Annotated in this window: 30 protein-coding genes; 17 read left to right on the forward strand and 13 right to left on the reverse strand. The window is 36.6% G+C overall.

From position 1 onward, the window contains the following. The first annotated feature begins 53 nt into the window (after positions 1–53). The 8 genes from trpC to JO178_RS03790 all read left to right on the forward strand — a co-directional run bounded on the left by trpC (position 54) and on the right by JO178_RS03790 (position 6,743). Positions 54–833: an indole-3-glycerol phosphate synthase TrpC gene (gene trpC, locus JO178_RS03755; protein WP_291931829.1), complete on the forward strand. Its 780-nt coding sequence runs from the start codon at positions 54–56 to the stop codon at positions 831–833. Between the two features lie 18 nt (positions 834–851). Continuing rightward, positions 852–1,517: a phosphoribosylanthranilate isomerase gene (locus JO178_RS03760; RefSeq protein ID WP_291931832.1), complete on the forward strand. Its 666-nt coding sequence runs from the start codon at positions 852–854 to the stop codon at positions 1,515–1,517. An 82-nt stretch (positions 1,518–1,599) separates the two neighbouring features. After that, entirely contained in the window at positions 1,600–2,145 is a 546-nt protein-coding gene (locus tag JO178_RS03765; protein ID WP_291931836.1) for a GNAT family N-acetyltransferase, read from the forward strand. Between the two features lie 4 nt (positions 2,146–2,149). Continuing rightward, positions 2,150–3,337, forward strand: a complete 1,188-nt coding sequence (gene trpB, locus JO178_RS03770; RefSeq protein ID WP_291931839.1) for a tryptophan synthase subunit beta — start codon at positions 2,150–2,152, stop codon at positions 3,335–3,337. A gap of 276 nt (positions 3,338–3,613) precedes the next feature. Then, on the forward strand, positions 3,614–4,348 hold the full coding sequence (trpA, locus tag JO178_RS03775) for a tryptophan synthase subunit alpha (RefSeq protein WP_291931841.1): 735 nt from the start codon (positions 3,614–3,616) through the stop codon (positions 4,346–4,348). A gap of 31 nt (positions 4,349–4,379) precedes the next feature. Next, positions 4,380–5,108 carry a lipoyl(octanoyl) transferase LipB gene (lipB, locus tag JO178_RS03780; RefSeq protein WP_291931844.1) on the forward strand — a complete coding sequence of 243 codons (729 nt, stop codon included), beginning with the start codon at positions 4,380–4,382 and terminating at the stop codon, positions 5,106–5,108. Positions 5,109–5,403: 295 nt separating this feature from the next. After that, complete coding sequence (locus tag JO178_RS03785) at positions 5,404–6,363, forward strand: protein-glutamine glutaminase (RefSeq protein WP_291931847.1); 960 nt, start codon at positions 5,404–5,406, stop codon at positions 6,361–6,363. A 68-nt stretch (positions 6,364–6,431) separates the two neighbouring features. After that, positions 6,432–6,743, forward strand: coding sequence for a hypothetical protein (locus JO178_RS03790; RefSeq protein ID WP_291931850.1), 312 nt, complete (start codon positions 6,432–6,434; stop codon positions 6,741–6,743). A 20-nt stretch (positions 6,744–6,763) separates the two neighbouring features. On the opposite strand, the gene JO178_RS03795 is transcribed toward JO178_RS03790, so the two are convergent. Then, positions 6,764–7,516 carry an SDR family oxidoreductase gene (locus JO178_RS03795; RefSeq protein ID WP_291931853.1) on the reverse strand — a complete coding sequence of 251 codons (753 nt, stop codon included), beginning with the start codon at positions 7,514–7,516 and terminating at the stop codon, positions 6,764–6,766. Between the two features lie 307 nt (positions 7,517–7,823). Here JO178_RS03795 and JO178_RS03800 point away from each other — a divergent pair, with 307 nt between their 5' ends. From JO178_RS03800 to JO178_RS03820, 5 genes are all read left to right on the forward strand, one after another. Then, complete coding sequence (locus JO178_RS03800) at positions 7,824–8,456, forward strand: NAD(P)H-dependent oxidoreductase (RefSeq protein ID WP_291931856.1); 633 nt, start codon at positions 7,824–7,826, stop codon at positions 8,454–8,456. Positions 8,457–8,491: 35 nt separating this feature from the next. After that, positions 8,492–8,926, forward strand: coding sequence for a MarR family transcriptional regulator (locus tag JO178_RS03805; RefSeq protein ID WP_291931859.1), 435 nt, complete (start codon positions 8,492–8,494; stop codon positions 8,924–8,926). Next, the gene (locus JO178_RS03810; protein ID WP_291931861.1) at positions 8,927–9,352 is read left to right on the forward strand and encodes an organic hydroperoxide resistance protein; all 426 of its coding nucleotides are present in this window, start codon (positions 8,927–8,929) and stop codon (positions 9,350–9,352) included. 242 nt (positions 9,353–9,594) lie between these two features. Beyond that, positions 9,595–10,485, forward strand: coding sequence for a chitinase (locus JO178_RS03815; RefSeq protein WP_291931864.1), 891 nt, complete (start codon positions 9,595–9,597; stop codon positions 10,483–10,485). Positions 10,486–10,541: 56 nt separating this feature from the next. Then, positions 10,542–10,703 carry a hypothetical protein gene (locus tag JO178_RS03820; RefSeq protein ID WP_291931867.1) on the forward strand — a complete coding sequence of 54 codons (162 nt, stop codon included), beginning with the start codon at positions 10,542–10,544 and terminating at the stop codon, positions 10,701–10,703. 52 nt (positions 10,704–10,755) lie between these two features. Here JO178_RS03820 and JO178_RS03825 read toward each other — a convergent pair whose 3' ends face one another. The 9 genes from JO178_RS03825 to JO178_RS03865 all read right to left on the reverse strand — a co-directional run bounded on the left by JO178_RS03825 (position 10,756) and on the right by JO178_RS03865 (position 20,201). Further along, a complete protein-coding gene (locus JO178_RS03825) occupies positions 10,756–11,385 on the reverse strand; it encodes a peptide deformylase (protein WP_291931870.1) in 630 nt (209 codons plus the stop codon). Positions 11,386–11,581: 196 nt separating this feature from the next. Then, on the reverse strand, positions 11,582–12,454 hold the full coding sequence (locus JO178_RS03830; protein WP_291931873.1) for a ChaN family lipoprotein: 873 nt from the start codon (positions 12,452–12,454) through the stop codon (positions 11,582–11,584). Between the two features lie 139 nt (positions 12,455–12,593). Beyond that, entirely contained in the window at positions 12,594–13,622 is a 1,029-nt protein-coding gene (locus JO178_RS03835; RefSeq protein ID WP_291931876.1) for a ChuX/HutX family heme-like substrate-binding protein, read from the reverse strand. 3 nt (positions 13,623–13,625) lie between these two features. Further along, entirely contained in the window at positions 13,626–14,276 is a 651-nt protein-coding gene (locus JO178_RS03840; protein WP_291931879.1) for a class I SAM-dependent methyltransferase, read from the reverse strand. 2 nt (positions 14,277–14,278) lie between these two features. Then, positions 14,279–15,052 carry a heme ABC transporter ATP-binding protein gene (locus JO178_RS03845; RefSeq protein WP_291931882.1) on the reverse strand — a complete coding sequence of 258 codons (774 nt, stop codon included), beginning with the start codon at positions 15,050–15,052 and terminating at the stop codon, positions 14,279–14,281. Then, positions 15,052–16,092, reverse strand: a complete 1,041-nt coding sequence (locus JO178_RS03850; RefSeq protein ID WP_291931885.1) for an iron ABC transporter permease — start codon at positions 16,090–16,092, stop codon at positions 15,052–15,054. The genes JO178_RS03845 and JO178_RS03850 overlap by 1 nt, the downstream gene beginning before the upstream one ends. Continuing rightward, positions 16,076–16,954 (reverse strand): ABC transporter substrate-binding protein, encoded by an 879-nt coding sequence (locus tag JO178_RS03855; protein ID WP_291931887.1) that lies wholly within the window; start codon positions 16,952–16,954, stop codon positions 16,076–16,078. Before JO178_RS03855 ends, JO178_RS03850 begins: the two co-directional genes overlap by 17 nt. 20 nt (positions 16,955–16,974) lie before the next feature. Then, the gene (locus tag JO178_RS03860) at positions 16,975–18,057 is read right to left on the reverse strand and encodes an HmuY family protein (RefSeq protein WP_291931890.1); all 1,083 of its coding nucleotides are present in this window, start codon (positions 18,055–18,057) and stop codon (positions 16,975–16,977) included. A gap of 8 nt (positions 18,058–18,065) precedes the next feature. Then, on the reverse strand, positions 18,066–20,201 hold the full coding sequence (locus JO178_RS03865; RefSeq protein WP_291931892.1) for a TonB-dependent receptor: 2,136 nt from the start codon (positions 20,199–20,201) through the stop codon (positions 18,066–18,068). Between the two features lie 97 nt (positions 20,202–20,298). Between JO178_RS03865 and JO178_RS03870 the strand changes: the two genes are divergently transcribed. Both JO178_RS03870 and JO178_RS03875 read left to right on the forward strand, forming a co-directional pair. Continuing rightward, complete coding sequence (locus tag JO178_RS03870; RefSeq protein WP_291931895.1) at positions 20,299–21,096, forward strand: T9SS type A sorting domain-containing protein; 798 nt, start codon at positions 20,299–20,301, stop codon at positions 21,094–21,096. Positions 21,097–21,287: 191 nt separating this feature from the next. Continuing rightward, on the forward strand, positions 21,288–22,583 hold the full coding sequence (locus tag JO178_RS03875; RefSeq protein ID WP_291931898.1) for a T9SS type A sorting domain-containing protein: 1,296 nt from the start codon (positions 21,288–21,290) through the stop codon (positions 22,581–22,583). Positions 22,584–22,653: 70 nt separating this feature from the next. Here JO178_RS03875 and JO178_RS03880 read toward each other — a convergent pair whose 3' ends face one another. The 3 genes from JO178_RS03880 to JO178_RS03890 all read right to left on the reverse strand — a co-directional run bounded on the left by JO178_RS03880 (position 22,654) and on the right by JO178_RS03890 (position 24,554). Further along, positions 22,654–22,944: a putative quinol monooxygenase gene (locus JO178_RS03880; protein WP_291931901.1), complete on the reverse strand. Its 291-nt coding sequence runs from the start codon at positions 22,942–22,944 to the stop codon at positions 22,654–22,656. A gap of 89 nt (positions 22,945–23,033) precedes the next feature. Then, complete coding sequence (locus JO178_RS03885; RefSeq protein ID WP_291931904.1) at positions 23,034–23,921, reverse strand: sulfite exporter TauE/SafE family protein; 888 nt, start codon at positions 23,919–23,921, stop codon at positions 23,034–23,036. A 225-nt stretch (positions 23,922–24,146) separates the two neighbouring features. Continuing rightward, positions 24,147–24,554: an Rrf2 family transcriptional regulator gene (locus JO178_RS03890; RefSeq protein ID WP_291931907.1), complete on the reverse strand. Its 408-nt coding sequence runs from the start codon at positions 24,552–24,554 to the stop codon at positions 24,147–24,149. A gap of 172 nt (positions 24,555–24,726) precedes the next feature. Here JO178_RS03890 and JO178_RS03895 point away from each other — a divergent pair, with 172 nt between their 5' ends. Together JO178_RS03895 and JO178_RS03900 are read left to right on the forward strand one after the other, a co-directional pair. Then, positions 24,727–25,155, forward strand: a complete 429-nt coding sequence (locus JO178_RS03895) for a DUF4268 domain-containing protein (RefSeq protein WP_291931910.1) — start codon at positions 24,727–24,729, stop codon at positions 25,153–25,155. Between the two features lie 111 nt (positions 25,156–25,266). Beyond that, positions 25,267–25,905, forward strand: a complete 639-nt coding sequence (locus JO178_RS03900; protein ID WP_291931913.1) for a hypothetical protein — start codon at positions 25,267–25,269, stop codon at positions 25,903–25,905. Positions 25,906–25,908: the final 3 nt, after the last annotated feature.

Here is a 25,908-nt window from a genome sequence, read left to right on the forward strand (position 1 = left end):
AAAACGTTAAAATCAAAAACACCAAACTGTTTTAACCCTCTAAGCACAAAAAAATGACTATACTGGATACAATTATTGAAAGAAAAAAAGAAGAAGTTGCCGTATCAAAATCAAATATCTCCGTTGATCAGTTAAAAGAGACCACCTTTTTTGAGAGGAGCACTTATTCTTTGAAAGAATCCGTAATCAATAAAAGCGGAATTATTGCTGAATTTAAGAGACAGTCTCCGTCAAAGGGGATTATCAACAGCAGTGTTTTACCTTTAGATGTAGCTTCTGCTTATGAACAATACGGAGCCAGCGGAATTTCTATCCTCACTGATAAAGATTTTTTCGGAGGAGATTTCGATGACATTCTTAGTATAAGAAACCATATTCATATTCCCATTCTGAGAAAAGATTTTATGATTGATGAATATCAGTTTTATGAAGCAAAAAGTATGGGGGCGGATGTTGTTTTACTGATTGCTGCCTGTCTTTCTCCTGTTCAGGTTACTGAATTTACAGCATTGGCTCATGAACTGGGACTGGAAGTTTTACTGGAAATTCATACGGAAGAGGAGTTGAGGCATTTTTATTCTGATATTGATCTGGTGGGAATTAATAACCGGAATTTAAAAGATTTCAAAGTGGATTTGCAACATTCTGTCCGGTTAAAAAATATGCTTCCAAAAGAAACCCTGTCTGTCGCTGAAAGTGGAATTTACAGTACGGCGGATTTCAGCTACTTGAAGGAAAAAGGATTTGATGCTTTTCTAATGGGAGAATATTTTATGAAACATGCAAACCCGGGAAACCAATTTGCTGAATTCATATCTCATGTATCACTTTAACCTTTTATCCTTCTCATAATGATTAAAAATCAACAACCCCATCTCAAAGTTTGCGGACTCACCCGGTTAGATCAGATTCAGGAATTGATTGCTATGAATGTAGATTTTCTCGGGTTCATATTGTACGAAAAATCACCGAGATATGTTCTGAATCATCTGAGTCCGGAGGATATTGCGAGTCTAAACCATTCCGGCAAAACAGGAGTTTTTGTGAATGCAGATATCGAAAGAATCATAAATATCGCAACAAGAGCCCATTTAAATTATATTCAGCTTCATGGGGATGAGACCACCGATTTTATTACGCATCTGAGAGAAAGGCTAAATCCGGATATTCAAATTATTAAAGTGATCAGGATCGGGAAAAACACTGCTGAAAACAGAAATAAAATAAAGCAGGCCCTTAATACCCAGTTTTCAGATTTCAGCTATTATTTATTTGATACAGACAGCAAAGCTTTTGGAGGAACCGGAAAACAATTCGACTGGACCTTACTGAATGAGTTTGAAATCCCCCTGCCCTACTTTCTGAGTGGTGGTATTTCAGAAGAAAATACAGAAGATATCAAACAATTAGACCAGCAGCCTTTTGCCCTGGATATCAACTCAAAATTTGAAACAGAACCTGGAAATAAAGATTTAACTAAAATAAAGAAATTCAGATCAATACTATATAAAGAATAGTAAATAAAAGAATTTAACCCTTGTCATTAATTGATTAGTCTCTTCAGAAGTCTTTATTAACTTTGATTATAATTTTACCCTCATGAAATACCAGATCAAACAAACCAATGAATTAACAGAACGTGAAATAGAACATATTCTTCAACTATGGGACATCTCCGCCTGGAACACAATGAAATCTCCTTATTTCCGTAGTTTTTTTAAAGATTCGGAATTTCATTTGCTATTGGATACAGATGAAAATATACTCGCGGTGATTCGTATGAATTTTGATTTTACACTTAAAATTTCACATGAAGAGCTCCCTTTTGCTGAAGCTGTCGGACTTGTTGCCGCCCATAAGAAAAAGGGATACGGAGCCCGGCTGGTTCAGTATTTTAAAGACAATGCCCGTGAAAGAAATATAGATACCATAGGTTTTTGTCATGAAGAACTTCGTCCGTTTTATCAGAAATGTAATATTGAAATTCTGCGTGATATGGCCAAAAACATCAAAGAAAGTGTGGGTTCCGAATGGGTCAATTCCGAAGATGATGATATTTTAATTTTTTATGTATCAGAAGAAATAAAAGAAAAGCTCAGTACGGTGAGCACAAAGAATAATGCTTATTTAATTAGTAAAGAATAAAGAAATGAATTATAAAAACCCCGATGAAAACGGATATTATGGAGAGTTTGGAGGCGCTTTTATTCCCGAAATGCTCTATCCGAATGTAGAAGAATTACAAAAAAACTATCTTGCAATCATAGAATCTGAAGATTTTCAGAATGAATATCAGGATTTACTTACCCATTATGTAGGAAGAGCGACTCCTCTTTATTTTGCGAAGAATCTGAGTAAAAAATATAAGACTCAGATTTATCTGAAAAGAGAAGACCTCAATCATACGGGAGCCCATAAAATCAATAATGCACTGGGACAGGTTCTTCTTGCCAAACGACTTGGAAAAACAAGAATCATTGCTGAAACCGGTGCCGGACAACACGGTGTAGCCACTGCTACAGCATGTGCACTTCTCGGCCTTGAATGCATTGTATATATGGGTGAAATTGATATCCAGAGACAGGCCCCGAATGTGGCAAGAATGAAGATGCTGGGCGCAGAAGTCATTGCAGCTACCTCAGGTTCAAAAACACTGAAAGATGCTGTAAATGAAGCCTTAAGAGACTGGATCAACAACCCTGTAACGACTCATTATGTCATCGGAAGCGTGGTAGGCCCTCATCCTTTTCCGGATCTTGTAGCCAGATTCCAGAGTATTATTTCAAAAGAAATCAGGGAACAGCTTAAAGAAAAGATTGGAAGAGAAACCCCTGATTATGTAATCGCCTGTGTGGGAGGAGGAAGTAATGCGGCCGGAACTTTTTATCATTTTGTAGAAGAAAAGGACGTAAAAATTATTGCCGCGGAAGCCGGAGGTTTGGGAGTCCACTCAGGAAAGTCTGCAGCTACAACCTTTTTAGGAACTTTAGGAGTTCTTCACGGAAGCAAAAGCCTTGTTATGCAAACTGCAGACGGACAGGTCATTGAACCGCATTCCATTTCTGCAGGACTCGACTACCCTGGAATCGGACCTTTCCATGCCCATCTGTTTCAGGACAAGAGAGCGGAGTTTTTCAGTATCAATGATGATGAAGCCTTAAAAAGTGCTTTTGAACTGACGAAGCTTGAAGGAATCATTCCGGCGCTGGAAAGTTCACATGCGCTGGCTGTTTTAGATAAAAAGAAATTTAATGAAGATGATGTCGTGGTGATCTGCTTAAGTGGACGTGGAGATAAAGATATGGAAACTTACTTAAAAGAGATGAGTATTAGTTAATATAAGCTAAATGTATTTTTTAACGCGATGTTCGCAAAGATGCTATCATGAATTATTTTGAAATAGTTTGCAATGATGTTAACACTCACCAAGAAAATCAGTTGTGTACCGCTGAATGGGCTGCCTTTGCGAACGAAAATATCCAAAAGATTTCATCAAACTCTTGCGAATCCTTTGCGTTTTTAAATTTTTTATGTTGAGTTTACATTTATTTTAATTATTTCAACGTACAACATTCACCTTCTAATTTCTAACCTCTATAATGATAATAAAGAAATGAAAAAACTAAATATATACTTCACAGCAGGGATTCCTCAATTGGAAAATACTGCCGATATTATAAAACTGATTCAGGACTCAGGAGCTGATATGATTGAGATCGGAATGCCTTATTCTGATCCCGTTGCAGATGGTCCCGTGATTCAGCAGGCCCATGAACTTGCTTTACAAAACGGGATGACCATTGAAAAGCTGTTTTCTCAATTAAAAACCATTAAAAATGAAATAAGAATTCCCATTATTCTGATGGGATATATCAACCCTGTATTAAGTTTCGGGTTTGAAAAATTCTGTAAAGAATGTTCGGAAAGCGGAGTTTCAGGATTAATTTTACCGGATCTTCCTCCGATTGAATTTGAGAAAAACTATCAGCAGATTTTAAAGAAGTACAATCTCAATTTTACTTTTCTGGTGACCCCTGAAACCTCTGACGAAAGAATAAAATATCTTGATTCTTTAAGTTCCGGTTTTCTCTATGCGGTAAGCTCTTCCTCTACTACAGGAAATGAAAACGCCGTTGTTAAAAATGAAAATTATCTTTCCAGATTAGCCGGTCTTCCGCTTCAAAACCCTGTCATGATCGGTTTTGGGATCAAATCTAAAGAAGATTTTGACAATGTAACGGAAAAAGCAGACGGAGGTATTATCGGGACTGCTTTTGTGAATATTTTATTGCAGCATAAAGACTGGGCTAAAAATGCCATAGATTTTATCCATTCCATAAAAGGCTAAAATTCACTAAATTTGTATATCAAAAATTGAAATGAATACAAATCAAAATAAAGTAGTAAAGTTTGAAGATTTAGGAGTTAAAGAATATCAGCCTGCATGGGAATATCAGGAAAAACTGATGAAAGATATTATTGACACCAAAATAAAGAACAGAGATCTTCCTGCAGAACAACACATTACCACTCCGAATCACCTTCTTTTTGTAGAACATCCGCATGTCTATACTTTAGGAAAAAGCGGACACGAAGAGAATATGCTTGCCGGTATTGATAAGTTAAAAGAAATTGAAGCCACTTATGTAAAAACCAACCGTGGTGGAGATATTACTTATCACGGATATGGCCAGGTCGTAGGTTATCCTATTTTAGACCTTGAGAATTTCTTTACAGATATTCATCTTTATATGAGAAATCTGGAAGAAGTCATTATCAGAACTATTGGGGAGTATGGCCTTAAGGGAGAACGCTCTCAGGGGGAAACCGGAGTTTGGCTGGATGTAGGAAAACCTTATGCAAGAAAAATGTGTGCAATGGGAGTAAAAGCTTCCCGATGGGTAACATTACATGGTTTTGCACTGAATGTCAATACGGATATGAGATATTTTGAATACATCATTCCGTGTGGTATTAAAGATAAGCAGGTAACCTCTCTGGCAAGAGAGCTGGAAAGACAACTCAGCCCGCAAGAAATGGAAGATCTGAAAGCGAAGATCAGAAAACACTTTACAGACGTATTTCAGGCAGAACTGAGTTATAACTGATCAAAGTAAATCATATAAAAACCGGTTTCAATATATTGAAACCGGTTTTTATATTTTTCAGGCTGCTTATTTTATCAATTTAAGAAAATACAAATTTTCCATGAAATAATTAATAATATACATGTAAAAAACATATTTAAAACACTTTAGATATAAAAAATAACATTTACTTTGAAATTTTTCTAAAAATAATTGGCAGGTATATTAAATTTTTCTACTTTTAATATCACTTTACAGTGAACTAAAACCACTTAAAGAAAAACTTCATTAACCCACCAAATAATTTATGAGAATTATGAAAAAATTTTTGTTATCAATGATGGTATTTGTGTCAGTACTATCATTCAATTCGTGTTCAGATTCAGGAGCGAATCAGGAAACCATTACCTCAGAGTCTAAAGAAATTGCGATGAAAGATTTTGGAAGAACTGTTCCGGTAGGGATAGAAAAGGAAAATGGTAAATTTAAAGTCTCCTTTATTCTTTCAGCTCAGCCGTATGAAATCAAAGACACTAAGGAAAATGAAAACTATATCTCCATGATCAGCCAGGCTGTTAAAAATGAGTCTCCTGTTCATATTTTCCTTAAGGCCAACTCTACTGAAATTTCAAAAGTAGAAAAAGCGACAGAAGAGGATATCCGTTTTTTTAAATCTGCATTCACAAAAGAAGTAAAAGCAGACCAAGGAGAAACCAGCAGACTGGCCAGTGTTATTCCTGATCTTGCTACTTTAAACAGCCTGTTTGCCCAGATTAAAAACCAGTCTTGCGGAACTTCTACGGCTTCTTCACCATGTATTACTTTTAGATACCCTGTAGACGGATGTTATGCAAGAGCTCATAAAATGAGACAAATCCTGAACAATGCAGGATACGAGTGTGAAAAACAATTTGTATATGGTAATTTAAGAGCTTCTACCGGTACCTGTTGTGTATCATGGGTATATCACGTTGCTATTCTGGTAAGCTTTAAAAATGCTTCCGGGGTAGTTGAAAAAAGGATAATAGATCCTTCATTAAACTCAGCAGGCCCTATAACCGATACAGCATGGAGAAGTGCTTGTACCAATTCTACCTGCGGATCGACTTCTGTTTCTTCTTTTGTTAATACAGCTGGGAATGTGTATTACAGAAGTCCGTCAGGCTCTTTATTATATGATAACAACCTTGTTAATACGAATTGTACATTAACAGCATTTTCATCTCTTTCAGGGTGTAGTGCTCCTGTACCTAGTACAGACCATTGCGGATTCTAACTAACTTTTTATATAGCTCCTGCATTATTTATATACTGCAGGAGCTTTTTACCCAATACTTTATTATTATGAAAGTCTGGACTTATTTATTATTAGCATTTACCATGATCACTTCCTGTTCCTCTCATTCCGAATCCCAGAAATTAATCTGGTACAATAATGCGACTATCAACAATATCCTCGAAGATCCTGATAAGCCTGAAGAAGTTGTACGTGTGGCCATTGGAATAAGTGCCCAGGTTTTTTATATTTCAAAGAAATCTTCCGATTATAAAACATTGATAGAAAAAGCCACCCGAAGTTTTAAAAAAGGGAAAACCTATAATATTGGTGTTGAAATTAAAACCAATATGATCAGACAAATCAACGAGGTCAAATGAATTTTATCAATTTTAACGGGTTATCTTATCACAGAAATACCTGCATCTACTTTTATTTCAGCACCATGAATATATGCCGCTTCTTCCGATGCAAGAAATAAGACTGTACTGGCAATCTCAGCGGGCTCTCCCTGTCTTTTAAAAGGGATGGTAGGAATAATATCATGAACTGCGTTTTCAATCTGTTCAGTTGTTAAGCCCGTATTATTAAAAATATTTGTTTTGATATGTCCGGGGCTTACTCCATTCACCCGGATCCCCTTTTCTGTAAGCTCAACGGCAAACGTTTTAATAAAAGACTGTACCGCCGATTTTGCTGCAGAATAGACTGAAAAATTGGGCATCGCAATCTCTGTGGCTACTGAGGTGTTAAAAATAACAGAACTTCCACGTTCCATTAATGGTAATAGTTGCTGAACTGTGAAGAAAGGACCTTTCACCAGCATATTAAAAAGCTCATCAAACTGATTTTCATCTACATATTCAACCGGAGCAAACCTTCCGTAACCGGCATTGGGAAAAAGAAGATCAATCTGTCCCGTATATTTTCTTACTTCCTGTTGTAAATTCATCAGGTCTTTCATATCTCCGGCATTGGACACAATTCCAAAAGCCTTCTCTCCCAGTATTTCTAAAGCATTATTTACAGTGGCCTCACTTCTGCCTGTAATAATTGCCCTTCCTCCCTCTTCTATTAATCTCTGTGCCGTGGCGAATCCCATTCCGTTGGTTCCACCGGTAATTAAAGCGGTCTTGTCTTTAAATCTCTGCATTGTTTTTTAGTTTTAAATTCTAATGCAAAGATTGAAATATCAGAAGTCTGAAAAAATCCGGATCTTGCGAAATTTCTTTAACTTCATTATTCTCAGCAGGAAAAAACTAGCCAATCCGTAAAAAACTTATTTTCTTTCTTCACTGATCATCAATCATGAAAAAAAAAAAACACAATGCACAATAAAATTTTTCAAAATTAAATTGCACACAATTTAATTTATTGTATATTTGCATTGTTATTTTATCCCAAAATAAAATCGGGGAAATAAATAATCACCAAGTAATTTAATTTAAAACAAAAAGAAAATGTCATTAATAGAAGATCTTAACTGGAGACATGCTGTAAAAGCATATGACCCGAATAAAAAAGTTTCGGAAAAAGATTTACATACTATATTAGAAGCGGCAAGACTTGCTCCTACTTCATCAGGCTTACAGCCATTCCGTATCATCGTCGTGGAAAATCAGGAACTGAAAGAGAAAATGGTACCCGGAGCCTTAAATCCTGAGGTCATGAGAGATTCGTCACATGTTTTGGTTTTTGCTGCCTGGGACAGCTATTCCAATGAAAAAATAGATAAAGTATACGATCATCATACGGATGTAAGAGCTCTTCCACGAGGACGTTTTGGGAGCTATACCGATAAAATCAAAGAGATATACGGAGCCCAGACTCCTGAACAGCATTTTGCACATACGGCCCGCCAGACTTATATCGCTTTAGGAATCGCCCTTGCACAGGCTGCAGAACTTAAAATCGACAGTACTCCGGCAGAGGGCTTCAGTAATGAAGTCGTAGATGAAGTATTGGGACTGAAAGCATTAGGTTTAAAAAGTGTAAGTCTTTTATATCTTGGATATCGTGATGAGACTCATGACTGGCTGTCTTCTATGAAAAAAGTCAGAATTCCAATGGATGAATTTATCATTAAAAAGTAATACCTTCATCGCATCTTTCGTACGTAATCAAACTCATGGACAATTCAAAACCGCCTAAATTAGAAAACCAGATCTGCTTTCCGTTATATGTGATCGCTAAAGAAATTACCGGGCTTTACCGCCCTTTTCTTGATGAGCTGGATATTACATACCCCCAGTATCTTGTGATGATGATACTTTGGGAAAGTGATGGTCATACGGTGACTCATATCGGGGGAAAGCTGTTTTTAGACAGCGGTACTTTAACTCCCCTGCTCAAAAGGCTGGAGGCTAAAGAATTTATTGTCAGAAAAAGAAAAAAAGAAGACGAAAGAGTGGTTGAAGTATTTTTAACTGATGCAGGAAAGCAACTGCAAAAAAAAGCCTGCGAAATTCCCGGGAAAATCCAGGAAAAAATCGGGATACAGCCTGAAGAGCTGTTACATCTTAAGGACACAGTATTAAAAATATTAAAGAAAATCGAAAAATAAATGAAAACCTTATATACTACCAAAGTAACTGCTAAAGGAGGACGAAACGGTCATGTACAAAGCGATAATGACGTTTTAAACCTTGAAGTAAGAATGCCTAAGGCATTGGGAGGAGCTAGTGATGATTTTACCAATCCTGAAATGCTTTTTGCAGCCGGATATTCTGCATGTTTCGACAGCGCATTGAACAGAGTGATCAGTTTATCTAAAGTTCAGACCGGCGAAACAAGTGTTGCAGCACAGGTGAGCATAGGACAGATTGAAAACGGCGGATTTGGTCTTGCCGTAGAACTGGATGTTAATATTCCCGGAGTTTCCATTGAAGAAGCGCAGGAACTAACAGAAAAAGCACACCAGATTTGTCCTTATTCCAATGCTACAAGAAATAATATTGAGGTTAAACTTTCGGTAACCAACAACAATTAATCCAATTTTTTTAAGCATAGTTATTACGAAAGGAGCTGTTTTAATTTCAAAAACAGCTCCTTTTATTTTTGAAGCAGTATATAGATAAAAGATCCTAACTTTATATTTGTTTGTCAAAAACTATAAAAGGATAATAAAAGCTTTAAACCCTGCCAGAGTTTATAGGGGAAATTGGCAGATTATTTATAATAGCCCATCCACTTAATTGTTTAACAAAGGAAAAAACCGAATCTGTTTAAATCATGAAAATACTTCCAGCCATAATAGTTTCTTTAGGACTTGTTTTGATTTCTTACAACCGGTCTTATGCTCAGAAAACCAAGGATAACAATCTTTTGCAACACATTAATGATACTAAAGCAGCAGCACATATTAGCCGGCTGATAGATGCCAAAACCTGGAATTCCTTATTTCCCAACAGGAATAATATTCAGGGAAAAGCCAGCAGCCATCAGGACTTTTATTCATATAAGGCATTTATAGAAGCGGCAGCTCACTTCCCCATTTTTCTGAATGAAGGGACAGCGGAAGATCAGAAGAGGGAGCTCGCGGCATTTTTGGCCAATATTGCCCAGGAAACAAGCGGAGGCTGGGATGACGCTCCGGGAGGTTACTATCAATGGGGGCTTTATTTTATCGAAGAAAATAATAAGGGCAATGGGAATGATTATTCTGATGCTTCTAAGGTTAACTATCCTCCGGTAGCAGGACAGGCTTATTACGGTCGCGGTCCCAAACAACTCAGCTGGAATTACAACTACGGACAATTCAGTGAAGCCTGGTTTGGAGATAAAAATATACTTTTAAAAAATCCCGGACTTCTGGCCGGCAACAATGTTTTATCTTTTGCCTCTGCTATCTGGTTCTGGATGACGCCTCAATTTCCTAAACCTTCCTGTCATGAGGTAATGACCGGGAAATGGCAACCTACAGAAAAGGATAAAGAAAGCGGAAGAACACCCGGATTTGGAACTACTGTCAATATTATCAATGGTGGTATTGAATGCGGACAACCTGCCACACAGCCCAAAACAAAATACCGTTATGAATACTACCGCTACTTTTGTAAATATTTCGGAGTGGATCCCGGAAAGAATATCACCTGCAGTACTCAAAAGCCATTTGGTAATTAAAAAGCTCCTTCTTATTCGTTAGTTCCTCAAAATAGCCTGATATTTTAAAGAATGAAATGATCAATTATTTTATTGACACTCCTTCCGTCAACGAGACTTTTTACTGGCATAAACATCATGATAATCCTGACAAAATAATGATAGGCGCAATGATTACTGATAATGATAAACTCATTATGAGCCTGACTGCAGATGGTAAAGATTTTATGAGGAAATAGCTAAAGGACTAATAAGCAGATTTTGTGCGGTTGTATTTATAGTACTCATCGTCTATTTTTTGTTGGACCCATTTTTCTGATAGGCATCTACTTTTTTATAGGAATCGTTCTTTTCTTTTTCTTTTTTATCGGAGATCAGAATCCCGAAAAGGTGGTCAATTTCGTGTTGAAAAATAACGGCAGTGAAGCCTTCTACAATTTCCGAATATTTCTGCCCTTTTAAATCTGTATATTCCAGCTGGATGACCTTACTTCTGTAAAACTGATCTCTGAAATCGGGGATAGATAAATCGCCTTCCGGGCCCAGATTCTGAAGATCTGATCTCCATACAATGACCGGATTGATGAAATATTCCAAAGGAGTTTCTTCTTTATCAAATCGTTGCACCCAGATTATTTTTCTGTTGATTCCCACCTGTGGGGCAGCAATGCCTACTCCACCATCTGTTGAGAGTAGGGATTCTTTCATTCTCCTTACTAAAATTGCAGTATTTGAATCAATCGGGTCTGCCTCTGAAGAAAGGCTCAACAATGTTTTATGCTGATTGGCATCTGTCGTCTGATAAATAGGCAATGCAGAATTTATGTTTCCCTGATTAATAATTGAAATCTCATTGGCGGTAAATTTTTGGGCCTGCCATAATCCTACAGTAAAAATCAACAGAGCAGATAGTTTTTTCATATTATTCGATTGTATGACAAAGGTAAAAATTGTGACTGAAAAACGGGTATTGGCTGCATGATGATTTCATACAGATTTTTACTTTAAAAAACTGACGGAACTTAAACTTATATTATGTATAAATTGCCACGAATGCACAGATAAAATAATTCGTGTAGTCGTGGCAAAAATCAATATTTCCCTTACAAATTCCGGATTAAAAAGTTTTGGTCATATCTCCTGGAATGACCAGATTAAAATTTGTTGGAATATAATCTTTTGAGGGTACTTTCAGGTCCGGATCTTCGGATTCAAAGACAGAAATCACGGCCATTTTAAGATTTGGGTTTTTCTGTTTGATGTACCAGTAAATTCCTCCGAATTCTTTGCTGTGATAGTTTCCGTTATAATGAATGAAAGTTTTTCCTGCCTGAAAACTTTTCAGAATAGACTCTGCCATCGTTGCATCTTTTGTTGCCTGGGCTGAAATAAAGTTCATGACCTTGGTTCCTTCCGCATGATCTCCCATCATGGCTTTCATTTCAGGATATCCCGGTGTATCCAATGTTACTTTGATAGGCAGCTGGGCGATGTAAGTCTTTTCTTTTTCGCTGAGTTTACTGAGAGATTCAAGACCTTCTTTTGCTGTTTGTGAAGCATATTTCCTTGGAATATTCGTGGCAATAAAATTCAGTTTCTTACTTTTGGCAAAATCAACTAAAGGTTTGTAATCCGTTGCATAATTATTCCATAAACGGGCAGAGTCTTTAAATGTTTTGGCATCAAATTTACCGGTTAAATACTGATTCAACTGCGGCTGGTTATCTCTTTCAAACATTTCAGCCCCTAACATAAGCTGGCCGTTTTTCTTTTCAAATAATGCTTCTGTAATTTTCAGCTGAAGCCAGTGGTTGATTGAGCTGTTATGATTTTCACCAAAAAAGACGATATCATAATTTGCCAGTTCTTTTACGAGTTTCTCTGTCTTTACTTCTTTTCCTTTCTGATCATAAAACTGATAAGCTTTAAAATCCTGTGCCTCTGTGGTACAGAAGGTGATAAGCAATATCGCAATAAGAATATTCTTCATTTTCTTTATTTAAACACAAATTACACAAATATTTTGGTGCAGATAACAGAATCATACATTCGTTTGTATCTTTTTTCACCATAAAAAAGACCGCTTTGAATTTTACAAAACAAAACGGTCCGTTCAAATTATCTAATTATTATTTTTCTAATGCTGCAACCAGATCTTTCCACTCTTGCAATTCGGGAATCCCGGGTTTTCTTTTTCCAAAGAACTGAACGATAAAGTCTCCTTCATTGTTGAATACTTCAATGGCTGTTACTTCTCCGTCCTCTGTTGGTTTTTTTACAATCCATGCTTCAGCGATTTTGGTTACGTCCAGGTGCAGGTTAAAATCAGGATCCATTACATTGAACCATTGCTGATGCCAAAGAGTTTTCTTGACATTCCCCGTATGGATCTGGATAATTCCTCTGTTTCCTACGAATACCATGATTGGGGTATTTTTTTCGGAAGCATCTTCAAGAATGTTGACTACTTTAGCATTGTCGATTTTTTGGGCAAAACCTTCCGGAGCCAGCCTTAATGCCTGCGTTCTGCTTACCCCGAATTTTCTCGTCATCATAAAGAAATCGTGAGTGTCTTTTAATTCTGTCCAAGCTTTTTTAAATCCTTCCACATCAATTTCAGCATCTGCTTTTTCAATCTGTTTCGGAGCTACTGCTTCAAATACAAAAGTCTGGTTCTGGTCTTCAGCCCTGAATTTTTCAACGATTGTATTGTAAGCGGCTTCATTACTATCTTTCGTCAGATAGATTTTATGCAGAGCCAGGCCATCTTTTCCGAAAAACTGAAGACTTTTCTTATCTCCTTCCACTACTGCAAAAGCAAATTTCCAGTGGTTCAGGAAAATTCTAAGGTCAATATCTTCCCCTACGAAAAGCTGTGCGTGAGGGCTGCTGAAATCACCATTCAGGTAAGTTCCTTTTCTCTCATGAACACATTCATCATTACGGGTAAGTGCCATTACTTTTCCTAACTGTTCAGCTTCGGTAAGAATAGCCGGAAACTCAGGATTTAAAACAGTGACTCCTTCTCCGACACCGGTTACCAGTAATTCAGCTTCGCTTACCCCGAATTGTGCGGCAGCATTTCTTATTCTTACATGTGGATTTTCTGCTTTCAGAGCTTCCCATTTTTCCTTTAAATCATTAACTAATGTGCTCATTATTTATTTTTTTATGGTTAAAACTGTATAAATTCTTTGTATTGTTTCTTCTCCTGTTTTACTTTTTATCTGTTCTTCTTTTTCAGAAGTTTTCATTCTTTTAAAATGACTTTTGGAAATAAGTTCTTCCATTTCATCATTATTATAAAGATTAAAATCAAAGGCTGTGAAAGGAAGCTTTTCCATGAAATCCCTCTGCCCGAAAGTAAGAACGAAGGTTCCGTCATCTTTCAAGACCCTGTAAATTTCATTTAAGAATGTTACCGGATCTTCCCAGAAATACACGGTATTGACGGTAAATATTTTGTCAAAAATTTCATGATCAAAAGGAAGCTTTTTTCCTTCATACAGCACAAAATCAGTCTGTTTACTGAAATCTTTGTTCAGCCTTTGAGCTTCATGGTGCATTGTTTCAGAAATATCAATTCCTGTATATTTCAGATTTCGGGCTAAACTTAAGATACTTTTTACATGAGCTGCATTCCCGTGTCCTATTTCAAGAATGAGCTCATCGTCTTCTATCAGCAGTGCCTTGATGCTTTCTAAGGTCATTCCGATATTAGTGGCATTCATCATTTCACCGATCTCTTTGCCTTTTTCCCCCTGAGGATTGGCAAGATTTTGAGCGAGGATCTTTAATTCATCTTTTTCCATGGTTATCCAAAAATGATCATTGGGTTATTGGTAATAGGATGCCCGCAAATAGTACATGGAAAATTGTAAGCTTTAGTTATATTTTCAGCTGTAAATACTTCTTCCGGTGTTCCATAAGCGGAAACTTTTCCTGATTTCATTAATAAAATCTTATCTGCAAATTGTGCAGCAAGGTTCAGATCATGTAAAACAACGATAGCACTGTTTGCTTTCTGAGTAAATTTTTTAATAATTTCCAGTGCTTTATATTGATGTTTAATATCTAAATTATTCAAAGGTTCATCCAGAAATACAAGTTTATGAGCGATTTCGTTCTGGAGTTGTGCCATTACTCTCGAAAGATGTACCCGTTGTTTTTCTCCACCTGAAAGGGTGTTGTATTCTCTTTCTTTAAGATAAAAAATATCCGTTTCGTACATCATAGTATTCATCGCTTCAAGATCTTCCTTTCCCGGTTGGGAATCAAAGTACGGGTATCTTCCCATCATCACAACATCTTTTACTTCCAGAGGAATATCATTACTGTTGTGCTGGGAAAATTTTGCTTTATGTTTTGAAAGTTCTTTCACATTCCATTCAGCAATGGGTTTATTTTTAAATAAGACTTTCTGCTTTCCGGATTTTACTTCATCCGCCAAAACGCTTAATAAGCTGGATTTTCCAGCACCGTTTGGTCCCACGATGGCCAGGAATTCACCATACTCAAGAGAAACATCCACTCCGTCCAGAATATGAAAATCTTTATGCTTATAATTAATCTGGTGTGCCTTGATCATTACAATGCTTTTTTAAATTTAATCAGAATCGCGATAAAGATAGGCCCTCCCATTAAAGCGGTAAGAATTCCTATCGGTAACTCTGACGGTGCGACAATACTTCTGCTGAACGTATCTGCCGTTAATAATAAAATACTTCCGCAGACCGCAGACAATGGCAGAATAAATGTATAATTGGACTTAAATAACAGTCTTAAAATATAAGGCACAATAAGTCCTACAAAACCGATCGTTCCTGAAAAAGCTACACAGGTTCCCACCATTAAAGCTACAATAATAATGATCTGCTTTTTCAGCCGTTCTACATTAATTCCTAAATGCTGCGCATCTCTTTCACCTAACATCATGGCATTAAAGGCTTTTCCTTTAGGCAGCAGAATGATATATGAAGTGAGTAAAACAATAGCCAGAATGATATTTTTAGTCCATGTAGCTGCAGCTAAGCTTCCTAAATTCCAGAATGTAAGATCTCTGAGCTGTTCATCTTTTGAAATATAAATCAGAAATCCGGTAATTGAAAATCCGATAGCGGTAATGGCAACTCCTGTTAATAACATCATCACTACATTGGTTTTTCCTCCGCTTGTTGAAATTCTGTACACCAGCATCATGGATAAAAGAGATCCTAAAAATGCAGAGATCCCAACCAGTGAAAACTGTACGGCTTCAGGAAGATATTGCTTAAAATGTGTCCCTAAAACAATAGCAATTGCCGCTAATAAGGTAGCTCCTGATGTGAGTCCTATTAAATCGCCTGTCGCTAAAGGATTTCTGAACAGTCCCTGCAGACTTGTTCCTGAAACCGATAACATGCTTCCTATTAAAACAGCCATGATAATCCGGGCTGCTCTTACATCCCAAACCACATATTTATCACTTAAAGATAATGTCGTATCTCCTTTTATCACCTGCCACAGTACTTTGAATGCGGATGTTCCGCCAAAGTCGTAAACGCCTGTATTAAGTGACAGTACCGCTATAATGACAAGCAGTACCACACTTATAGTAAGATAAAAGTATAATTTACTTTGTGTTTTCAATTAAAAGTTTGTTTAATCCAACTGCAGCTTCTCCCAGTCTTGGTCCGAAACCAGAAACCAGTCCTCCATCCATTGCGATGATTTTCTTATTTTTTCCGGCATTTGTCTGAGACACACCCGGCATTTTCAGAGCACCTTCATTTCCTCCGGCTCCCTGTAGTCCTGTTGTAAAGAAGAATAATACATCAGGATTAGCTTTTACAACGGCTTCAGGTGTTAGAGGCTTAAAGTCTTCAAATTCCGTCACTGCATTGTCAGCCCCTGCAAGATTGATTAATGAAGCCATTGGAGTCTTTTTCCCGGCAACCATCAGCATATTTCCTCTTGCATAGATGAATAATACTTTGGGCTTTTTAGCAATAGGCTGTACCTGTTTAAGGTCCGCATCAATTTTATCATTCAGTTTCTGATAATCTGTATTTCCGATCGTTTTTGCTACTTCTTCAATCAGTTTTTTGGTTCCTTCCACCGTGTACTCCTGCTTGAAAACTTCAGTTTTAATGCCTGAAGATTTAATTTTCCCCATTAATTCCGGGTTGATATCTTTATCGGAAGCAAGAATCAGGGTAGGATTTACAGCCATAATCGGCTCAATCGTCATGGATCTCATGTGCCCTAAATCTTTAGCTGTCGCTTTCAAAGATGCAGGATAAGTACTGGTAACATCCGTTCCTACAATTTCTTTTTCATGCCCTAAAGCACTCACAATTTCTGTAATTCCACCGCTTAGCGTTACAATTTTATTATTGCTTTTGGGAGCTTCAGAAGCAGCTTCCGTCGTATTTTCTTGTTTAGCACCTTCTTCTTTTTTGCATGAGTATACTGCGATAAGTACAGAAGCTGCAAGGATGAATTTTTTCATGATATACAATTATTTGATTTCTATAAAGGTTTATATTCAAATTGAGGCCTTCCCCGTTCTCCGGCAGTATTGGTAAGTCTGGTAAATCTTAATTTAAAGTAATAGCCTTCTGCATCTTTAATAATGTAGAAGCGGTCACCATATACTTCAAGTCCGTTGGTTCCTACCGGATTTCTCCAGTTCCCTCCGATTATTCTCTGGTCATTGTAAACAAATTTAGAAGGATCAATATCTGAAGTTTTAAAGTTATTATAGGCTTCCACTCCGGATCCCGAATTGACTTTTACTTCGTAAGCCCCTGCACCGGCAACATTATTCGTCGTTACAAAATCTGCATAAATATAGCTTCCTGCTCCCTGAATAATATTGGTAAAAACAGTAAAACAAATATCCCATTTCTTCTTTTCAGGCTGTATGGTAACTTCGCTGTTCTTTTCCAGACTCACAAAGCTGTAGTTGTATGCTTTGTTTTTAGTAACGATCAATTCTTTATGAGTTGTAGCATTGAGTTCGGCATACTTTATTTTATAATCTGCTCCCGATTTCACGATCTGAACTTTCATCCATCCTCTGCTGTCTCCCCCTGTCGCTACAGATCCTGTGGCTATGGTACCTGTAAAAATCTTTTTCCCCATATTGACAAGGTACACGGCATTCTCAGTATCATTAGCTTTGATTTCTTCAATAGCGGTATAGCCTGAAGGGAAATTTCCTTTCACATCATCAATATATGCTTCATTAGCAGGATCAAAACTGGCTACCTGTACTTTATCTTTTAATGCGGAAACGCTTGCATCAGTTACTAGATCTATATTAGCAGCATTAGGAATTTTTCCGGCTGCCATCATAATTGAGGAATTGATCACTACTTTAAACTCATTTCCTGAATAGAATGCAAAATCCCAGTCTGTTCTTTTAGTAAGTACTTCTGTATTAGTTCCCAGATCAAACCAGACCTGGTTAGGCTGAGCAGCTCCTCCTACATCGGGGTTTACAACAGCTCCGTCAGACGGGGCTACCATCACTGCATCCTCATTATCATTAATACATGACTGAGAAATAAAAGAAACGCCTATTAAAAGGGAAAATAGTATTTTTTTCATTTTAATCCTTAAAAATTATAGTTTAATCTGGCGAAGTAGCTTCTACCGTAGAATAGGTTCTGTTGATTGGCAGCCGCATTATGTGCATTACCTGATTGTATTGTATTTCTGACACTTGTCACATCAAAAATATTCTTGATTCCGGCACTGATTTCAAAATGATTATTGAAAAACGGCTGGCTCAGTGTAAAATTCAGCATACTGAAATCACCGATTTCTCCCAGAATATACTGTCCCGGATCTTTTGGATCCTGGGAATTGGTTTTGTGGGTATAGCGCTTCTGAGTTCCGGTATATTTATAGTAAAGAGCAAATAACGTTCTGGTAGAAGGCAACGTATAATTGGCGGCTAAATTTGCTTCCCCATAAAAATTATAATCATTCGGTGATTCTATATTTCCCGTATTAAGAGACTGGGAAATCCCCATCAATGAGACTCCTGCATTTACCGTTAAATCACCTTTCCTTACATTTAATCCGCCTCCGAATAATATCGATTTATAATTATCTACATTTAAGAAAGTTACCTGTAACGGGCTGTTATTAATAATAACATCTTCAATTCTGTTTTTGACATTCAGGAACATTCCCGAGAGACTGAAATTGAATTTCCAGTCATTTGAATGGGCAGTTGCATAATCCCAGAATAAAGCAGCTGAATATCCGGTTTCCGGTTTCAGTTTTTCATTTCCTCTGATATCATGATTATTATCCACTACAAAAGTGTACAGCTCATCATAAGTCGGAAATCTGTTTGCGGAACCAAATACGGCACGGATATCCGATTTTTGAGTGGTTTTGAATCTTAGAGTCGCTGAATAATTATATTGAGAATCAAACTGATCACTCAGCGCCAGTCTTACTCCCGGACGAACAGAGAACCATTTGTTGACGTTCCATTCTGCGGATAAGAAGTTGGCATAATTGAATATAGAGCGCTCAATATTTTTTCCGTTATTATTACTTTCAAAAGTAGTGGCACCGGCGAAACCTTTTGTTCTGTCCAACTCATAACCCAGCTGGAAATTAATTTTCTCACTATCCAGGAAATTACTGAACATTCCTCTTGAGTACAGGACATCTGATTTATAAAATGTCAGATTCTGATCTCTGGATACTTCCTCTCTGTTAGGAACATCATAGATATAGTTTTGTGATTTTCTTTCCTGAGTCTGGTAAGAAAAGTCTCCGTTATAATTGATTCTTCCCAGTTTGGTCTGGATATTAAACTGATGGATCCATCTTTTGGTGTTATAATCAATATCCTGAGAAGTATATGTTCTGTTTCCGCCGCCAAGATAAAGCTCATTAACCAACGGATTATAATAATTGATCTTTTCTGAAAGGAAGTTTAATTTATAATAAAAGCTGGTATTGTTCTTATTATACCGGACAATTCCGTTTGTCGTTACCTGTTCTTTGGGCTGCCAGTCATAACCACGAAGTCCGTCGTTACTTTCGCTAAAATATTTATAGCCTCTGAGTGTTCCTTTATATCCTTTAAAATCATTGTGATTAATATCTGCAGAAACAGACCAGTTATCATTAATTTTATACCCCACATTTAAAAACTGGATATGTCGTCCGTTTCCTTTTTTAAACCAGTCATAGTCTTTATTAACGGTTTCTTCCTGTAAAGAAGCCTGAATGCTCACTTTCTTATTGTAACTCTTTTTGGTAATAATATTAATTACCCCGGCTACCGCATTATTTCCGTATTCCACTCCCATGGAGCCTTTTACAATTTCAATGCGTTCAATATTGTTGACATTGAGTTTGGTAAGGTCTACTAAATTTCCCATCCCCTGGTCACTTACTACCGGAATGTTATCAATAAGGATTTTGGTATATTCACCACTTAACCCCATAATATTAGCGTTGGAATCTCCCGAGCCTTTATTAGGTTCTATTAAGATATTCAGGTTTTGATTTAAAACTTCAGCCACATTGGTCACAGCCATATTTTTAATTTGCTGTGCATCAATCACTTCTACCTTATATATAGATTTATTAATCGATTGTTGCATATATTGCCCTGTAATAACGACTTCATCAATATTCTTCTTGTTAAGAGAATCTTTTTGTTGCGCGTTCATCCAGAAAGCAATGGATAGTGACAAAACGGTTAGCACTTTCTTCTTCATAGATGGAAAAAAAATTTTCACAAATATAAAACTTTATTTAGAACAAGTAAAAATAAATATATATTTTTGTAGAATAATTCTAAATAAAAATAATGTTATGAAGTTAAAATTACTTTTAGGAGCTTTAGCATTTACAGCTATTACATCAAAGGCACAAATGTCTTCTATCAATGAAAATTTTGACAATTTTACTTCCGGGAACAATACTTTCCCTCAACAGGGCTGGTCTGTTATCCTAGCAACGAATCCGCTTCCCTTCCCTCCGGCACCGCTGATGATTGTAACGACAGCTACGGATAAAGTAGTGCAGGCTTATTCGGGGAATAATACAAGTGCACCGTCTTATCTGATTACTCCGCAAATTGCGGCACCAGCAGGGGATAAAACGTTGTCATTTGCCGCTGCAAAAAGTACCGGTACCAACGGAAACGGAACTATAGAAATTGGACTGGCGTCAAACCCGACTGATATGACTACTTTTGTTTCTTTAGGTGCTCCTATTTCTTTAACCAGCGAAACAATGCAGACCTATACGATCCAGGTACCGGCATCTTCAGCTACCTATATTGTATTTAAGTTTACTCCAACGATTGCCCATACAGCCTTACAAATAGATAATGTGGTGTACAATTCCTCTACTCTTTCCGTAGCAGACCATACAAAAACTAATGATGACATTAAATTTGTGGTCAATACAGATCAGACAGCATTGGAATTCATCAGTAAAAAAGATCCGAAAAGCGTTCAGATTTATTCTGCTTCAGGACAAAAAGCTGCTGAAGGAAAATTAAACAGACAACAGTTTGACATCAGTGGACTTCAGACCGGAGTTTATTATACCGTTATTGAAACGGCTGAAGGAAAAGCGGTAAAATCCAAATTCATCAAAAAATAAGGTTTCAAGACTATTGTTTGCCTTTATAAAGCCGGTAGGTGCCTTCCTACCGGCTTTTTCATTGCTTATCTGTCTGTTTTTACAATACAGTCGGAACAAAACACGACAAATGTCATGTTTTTATTTAGAATAATTAAAAATAATATATATACTTTTGTATAATAATTCTAAATAATAATCTGAAAATAATTATGAAAACAAAACTACTATTGGCTTCATTATTGGCTCTTACTGTCCAGCAGACCGTTGTGGCACAAACAGACGCCTTAGGATATACACAGGCAAATATGTCGATGGGAGCACAGTATCAGAACCGTGTATTTTTTAGTCTGGCTGATGGCAATATGGTTTCTCAACCGGCAAACAGCTGGGATATCGCTTTTTATAGAAATTCAAGCTTTGAGTTCGGATCAAGAATAAATGATGCTCTTAATATTGAAGTGTATTCAGCTGCTACGAGCCTGTCTGAATGGGATAATATTGATATTAATAATATGGCTTCATGGGGTGAACCTTTGTACAATCCGGATCAGACCACTTCTTTAAGCCAGGGGGCTTTTGAACAGGGACCTATAACTTCCAGCAATCCATTTCTTCCGGCTACAGGTTGGGGAGTATATAATGGCGGAACTCATCATATCGACGGAAAAGCGATTTTTGTTCTCAAATACACCGCTACAGGTTCTTATATTAAATTTGCCATTGTAGATTCTTATGCAGGGTATACATTCAAATATTCCAAATGGGATGGTAACGCATGGGGACCTACAGAAACAAGAACAATTGCCAATGGTACCGACGATGCTTATTTTAATTACTTTTCTTTCTCTACAGGAGCTAAAGTACCCAATATGGAGCCTTCAAGAAGTACGTGGGATTTAGTGTTTACAAAATACTTCACTTTTTATAATAACATCATGATGTATCCGCTTTCGGGAGCCATCCAGAATCCTAATATCAAAGTGGCCATGGTACAGCCTGAAACCCAGGCAACGTCTGCAGCCGTAATTCCGGCAGACACAGACTTTTCATCCAAAATTACTACTATAGGGCATTCATGGAAAGGAATCGGAAACGTGAAAAACGATGTGGTATATTACATTAAAAAAGGAAGTGATTACTACAGAATGTACTTTACTACCAACGGAGGAGCAACTACCGGAGATATGTATTTCAAGTATAAAAAAATCACTGCTACGCTGGGAATCACTGAAGTAGGAAAAAAAGCTTCTTTTGGTATTTATCCTAATCCTACTACGGCAGATAAAAATGTAACGGTCCTGTTTGATGTCAAAGAAAAAGTGAATAACAAAGGAAATGTAGCGGTCTACGACCTTAGCGGAAAAAAAGTTTATTCAGCTGAGCTGACCAATCAGGCCGGTTTTTATAAACAAGACTTAAATTTATCTCACCTTATATCCGGAAATTACCTTGTAACAATAACTTACGGCGGTCATTCGGAAACGAAAAAACTTATCGTGAAATAATTTTTATTTTAATACTTTCTATTTTTTCTAATAAAATGGCGGTTTCAGCATACTGAAACCGCCATTTATATTAATAGATTTTAAATCCTTTATAGACTTCTGCTGAGCTTTCCATCATTTTAGAAGCATCCTTACGGAAGTCCAGTAAATGATCCTGACCATTGTGGATGTTATGATGATCCACACTCTCCCAGAGTTCAATCAGGAAGAAAATTCCTTTATTATCTTTATCCTCAACCAGATCATACTGCAGGCAGCCTTCTTCTTTCCTTGTTTCTTTTACAAGCTTCTGAAACAGCTCTACAGCTTCCATCAGGTAATTTTCATTAAACTTAAAAAGTGCAATGATATGTAAATTCATTTTTTATTATTTAGTGATGTAAAAGTAAAATATTTTCAACCCCAAATTTGTTTTTGCAGCTTTTATTTTCACCCACTTTTTCAAAATTTTCAGCTGAACACTGATTTATAAATAGTTATAGAACTCATTATAATCACCAGTAATCCAATCACCACAAACATTTTCTTTACCGGAAGCTTTGCGGTAAGCATTGCCGAAAAGGGAGCTGTGATAATTCCTCCGATCAAAAGTCCCAGAATAATATTCCAGTGCTGAATACCCAGGGTAAGGAAGAAAGTAACTGCGGCAGTAATGGTTAAAATAAATTTGGCTACCGTAGAACTCCCTACAGCAAACCTTGGGGTAAATGCATTTTTAATCAGTGTACCGGTTACCAGCGGACCCCATCCTCCTCCGGCAAAGGAATCTATAAAACCACCTATTACACCCAGCCTTGTCAGATTGGTTTTTCTTTTTAAGGCTTTATTTTGTTTTTCTTTAAAAGCATTTGACAGAATCTGGAATCCCAGATATAAAGTATAAAAAGCAATAAGTGTTTTGGTGATCTTAGAATAATATTCCCCCAGGTAAGTTAAACTTACAGCCCCTATAACAGCCCCTATTACTCCGGGAACAGCCAGTTTTTTTACCAACGTCCTGCTTACATTTTTTAATCTGATATGGCTTATGCTTCCTGCTGCAGTTGTAAAACTTTCTGCCGAATGAATACTTGCACTCACAATATGTGGCGGGATGTTCAGCAGCATAAGGGTTGTGGTACAGATAACTCCATAGCCCATTCCCATGGATCCGGCTACAATTTCAGCAAAAACCCCGACCAGAAGCATCCAGTAGAATATATAATGGTCTTTGGCCATAATGGTTAAGAGCTCATCGAGATAGCCTAATTCATACATTGAAAAAGCGACTAGAGACATGAGAGCAAGCGTCACAAAAAGAACATTAAGCCTGATTTGAATTTTTCTTGAGATCACCATATCGTAAAGTCTTTTACAGCTTTTCTATTCCCCGTTCCATAATTCATAGTAACAGAAATCCTTCCGCCATATTCAAAGCCAATAAAGACTAATATTGCAATCTGCTCCGGTATAAGTCTGTCTTCTTTTGAAACCATAATTTATTCATTTGAAGTTCTGCAAATATCCAAATAAATAATTATCCTACAAAATAAGTAGACTATCAATTCAAAAAAAAGGACCGGGTTAATCAACCAGATCCATTAAAGTTTTTCTTTCCAGAATATTGAGTGAAGCGTCTCTGACTTCAATCAGGACATCATGTAAACCACAATGATCTTCATTGCAGTCTTCACATTTTTCATAGAAGTTAAGACTTACACAGGGAAGCATTGCTATCGGGCCGTTTACCAGTCTGATAATTTTGGCCAGTTTCACATTTTCAGGATTTTCTTTTAAAAAATATCCACCTCCTTTTCCTTTTTTACTGTCCAGAATTTCCGCTTTTTTTAATTCCAGCAGGATATTTTCTAAAAACTTTAAAGGAATCTTTTTATGTTCCGCAATTTCGGAAATAAGAACCGGGCCTTCATTTCTCTTTTCTACAAGATATGAAAGCGCTTTAAAAGCATATTGAGATTTTTTTGAAAGCATTACAGCAAAAATACGAAAATTGTTTAATATTTGGAAAAAAGAGATAGAATAGAAAGGCATACAGAAAACGAGGGAAGGAAAACCCAAAGCAATGAAAGAAGGAATTATAACTTTATCGGTATTAAATCCCACATTTTTGCCTTTTTGCCATTAAATCATTAAGTTTGCCTTTATGTTCAGTAAACAAGAGGCACAACAATTAAAAAAAGAATTTTGGACCGCTTTTGGGAAGTCTTTTCCCAGAAAATGGATCTTGTATGATACCAAAATTAAAGATCTCTCATTCAAATTCTTTGCAGACAACAAAAAAGCAGAGGTTTCTTTAGACATTGAAATGAAGGATGAAATCTTCCGGAATGCATATTATGAAAAGATCTGGTCTCTGGAAGACATTTTGAAAGATTTTATCGGTGATTTTCAAAAAGAAGAATATTTTACATTGGAAAACGGAAAGGTAATCAGCAGAATATGGGTTGATATTCAGGGAGTTTCAATTTTTAATAAAAATAAATGGCAGGAAATTTTTGAATTCTTCGTTGATAAAATGGAAGGATTTGAAAGATTTTACTACGAATATGAGGATTTTATAAAGGATATTTAAAATACTTGCGAAATAAATACTATTTTCTAGGTACTTATAAAATAAAAAAGAAACTTATCTTTGCTTTCACCCACTTAGACTAATAGATGAAACTAAATAACATGATAAAAAATGAGAAAAGTGTACAAAAACATTTTTGGAGAGATTATCTCCAAAAGTAATGCTGCAAAACTGGATGAATATCATCTCTATTATTACGAGAAAGACTCGGATCTATTGAAAGAGATAGAATTCATCAGTGAAGACAGCATCTATAACATCAATTATTTTATAAGTGAAAACGAAGATGAGAATCAGGTTTTTGAATATCTGAAAGAGAAATCGGACTTTTTTGATGTTGAAAAAAGAGAAATTATAGATAGTTTTATTATTTCAACCAATAAGCTTTATTCGCTTTCTGTGGATGAATTACCGTTGATTTCAAGAACTGTATTTGGTGTGGATGATCCTGAAAATTTCATCTGTTCTCAGGTCATTGATAATGAAACTCAGCAACCTCAGCTTGAAAAAACAGTTAAATGCTGGTATACCACTAATGAAAATGGTGAAAAATATGCGGCTATAGAATGCAGTTATGAAGAAGACGGAACATTAGAACTTGCCATTGATAAAACATCAGATCCCGAAAACGAAGAAAATTGGGAGAATTATGATTATAATACATTCAGTGATCTTCAGCAACGATTTGACACAGATATCAGCTACTACAGAACTGCTGAGCTGCTTCCGAAAGAAGCTTACCAAAAGTAAGAA

This window comes from Chryseobacterium sp. (assembly GCF_019236175.1).
Classification (GTDB): Bacteria; Bacteroidota; Bacteroidia; order Flavobacteriales; family Weeksellaceae; genus Chryseobacterium.

Excerpts from the sequence above, each read along its gene's own strand:
- trpC (WP_291931829.1), top strand. The coding sequence starts at position 54 with ATGACTATACTGGATACAATTATTGAAAGAAAAAAAGAAGAAGTTGCC.
- JO178_RS03760 (WP_291931832.1), top strand. The coding sequence starts at position 852 with ATGATTAAAAATCAACAACCCCATCTCAAAGTTTGCGGACTCACCCGG.
- JO178_RS03765 (WP_291931836.1), top strand. The coding sequence starts at position 1,600 with ATGAAATACCAGATCAAACAAACCAATGAATTAACAGAACGTGAAATA.
- trpB (WP_291931839.1), top strand. The coding sequence starts at position 2,150 with ATGAATTATAAAAACCCCGATGAAAACGGATATTATGGAGAGTTTGGA.
- trpA (WP_291931841.1), top strand. The coding sequence starts at position 3,614 with ATGAAAAAACTAAATATATACTTCACAGCAGGGATTCCTCAATTGGAA.
- lipB (WP_291931844.1), top strand. The coding sequence starts at position 4,380 with ATGAATACAAATCAAAATAAAGTAGTAAAGTTTGAAGATTTAGGAGTT.
- JO178_RS03785 (WP_291931847.1), top strand. The coding sequence starts at position 5,404 with ATGAAAAAATTTTTGTTATCAATGATGGTATTTGTGTCAGTACTATCA.
- JO178_RS03790 (WP_291931850.1), top strand. The coding sequence starts at position 6,432 with ATGAAAGTCTGGACTTATTTATTATTAGCATTTACCATGATCACTTCC.
- JO178_RS03795 (WP_291931853.1), bottom strand. The coding sequence starts at position 7,516 with ATGCAGAGATTTAAAGACAAGACCGCTTTAATTACCGGTGGAACCAAC.
- JO178_RS03800 (WP_291931856.1), top strand. The coding sequence starts at position 7,824 with ATGTCATTAATAGAAGATCTTAACTGGAGACATGCTGTAAAAGCATAT.
- JO178_RS03805 (WP_291931859.1), top strand. The coding sequence starts at position 8,492 with ATGGACAATTCAAAACCGCCTAAATTAGAAAACCAGATCTGCTTTCCG.
- JO178_RS03810 (WP_291931861.1), top strand. The coding sequence starts at position 8,927 with ATGAAAACCTTATATACTACCAAAGTAACTGCTAAAGGAGGACGAAAC.
- JO178_RS03815 (WP_291931864.1), top strand. The coding sequence starts at position 9,595 with ATGAAAATACTTCCAGCCATAATAGTTTCTTTAGGACTTGTTTTGATT.
- JO178_RS03820 (WP_291931867.1), top strand. The coding sequence starts at position 10,542 with ATGATCAATTATTTTATTGACACTCCTTCCGTCAACGAGACTTTTTAC.
- JO178_RS03825 (WP_291931870.1), bottom strand. The coding sequence starts at position 11,385 with ATGAAAAAACTATCTGCTCTGTTGATTTTTACTGTAGGATTATGGCAG.
- JO178_RS03830 (WP_291931873.1), bottom strand. The coding sequence starts at position 12,454 with ATGAAGAATATTCTTATTGCGATATTGCTTATCACCTTCTGTACCACA.
- JO178_RS03835 (WP_291931876.1), bottom strand. The coding sequence starts at position 13,622 with ATGAGCACATTAGTTAATGATTTAAAGGAAAAATGGGAAGCTCTGAAA.
- JO178_RS03840 (WP_291931879.1), bottom strand. The coding sequence starts at position 14,276 with ATGGAAAAAGATGAATTAAAGATCCTCGCTCAAAATCTTGCCAATCCT.
- JO178_RS03845 (WP_291931882.1), bottom strand. The coding sequence starts at position 15,052 with ATGATCAAGGCACACCAGATTAATTATAAGCATAAAGATTTTCATATT.
- JO178_RS03855 (WP_291931887.1), bottom strand. The coding sequence starts at position 16,954 with ATGAAAAAATTCATCCTTGCAGCTTCTGTACTTATCGCAGTATACTCA.
- JO178_RS03860 (WP_291931890.1), bottom strand. The coding sequence starts at position 18,057 with ATGAAAAAAATACTATTTTCCCTTTTAATAGGCGTTTCTTTTATTTCT.
- JO178_RS03865 (WP_291931892.1), bottom strand. The coding sequence starts at position 20,201 with ATGAAGAAGAAAGTGCTAACCGTTTTGTCACTATCCATTGCTTTCTGG.
- JO178_RS03870 (WP_291931895.1), top strand. The coding sequence starts at position 20,299 with ATGAAGTTAAAATTACTTTTAGGAGCTTTAGCATTTACAGCTATTACA.
- JO178_RS03875 (WP_291931898.1), top strand. The coding sequence starts at position 21,288 with ATGAAAACAAAACTACTATTGGCTTCATTATTGGCTCTTACTGTCCAG.
- JO178_RS03880 (WP_291931901.1), bottom strand. The coding sequence starts at position 22,944 with ATGAATTTACATATCATTGCACTTTTTAAGTTTAATGAAAATTACCTG.
- JO178_RS03885 (WP_291931904.1), bottom strand. The coding sequence starts at position 23,921 with ATGGTGATCTCAAGAAAAATTCAAATCAGGCTTAATGTTCTTTTTGTG.
- JO178_RS03890 (WP_291931907.1), bottom strand. The coding sequence starts at position 24,554 with ATGCTTTCAAAAAAATCTCAATATGCTTTTAAAGCGCTTTCATATCTT.
- JO178_RS03895 (WP_291931910.1), top strand. The coding sequence starts at position 24,727 with ATGTTCAGTAAACAAGAGGCACAACAATTAAAAAAAGAATTTTGGACC.
- JO178_RS03900 (WP_291931913.1), top strand. The coding sequence starts at position 25,267 with ATGAGAAAAGTGTACAAAAACATTTTTGGAGAGATTATCTCCAAAAGT.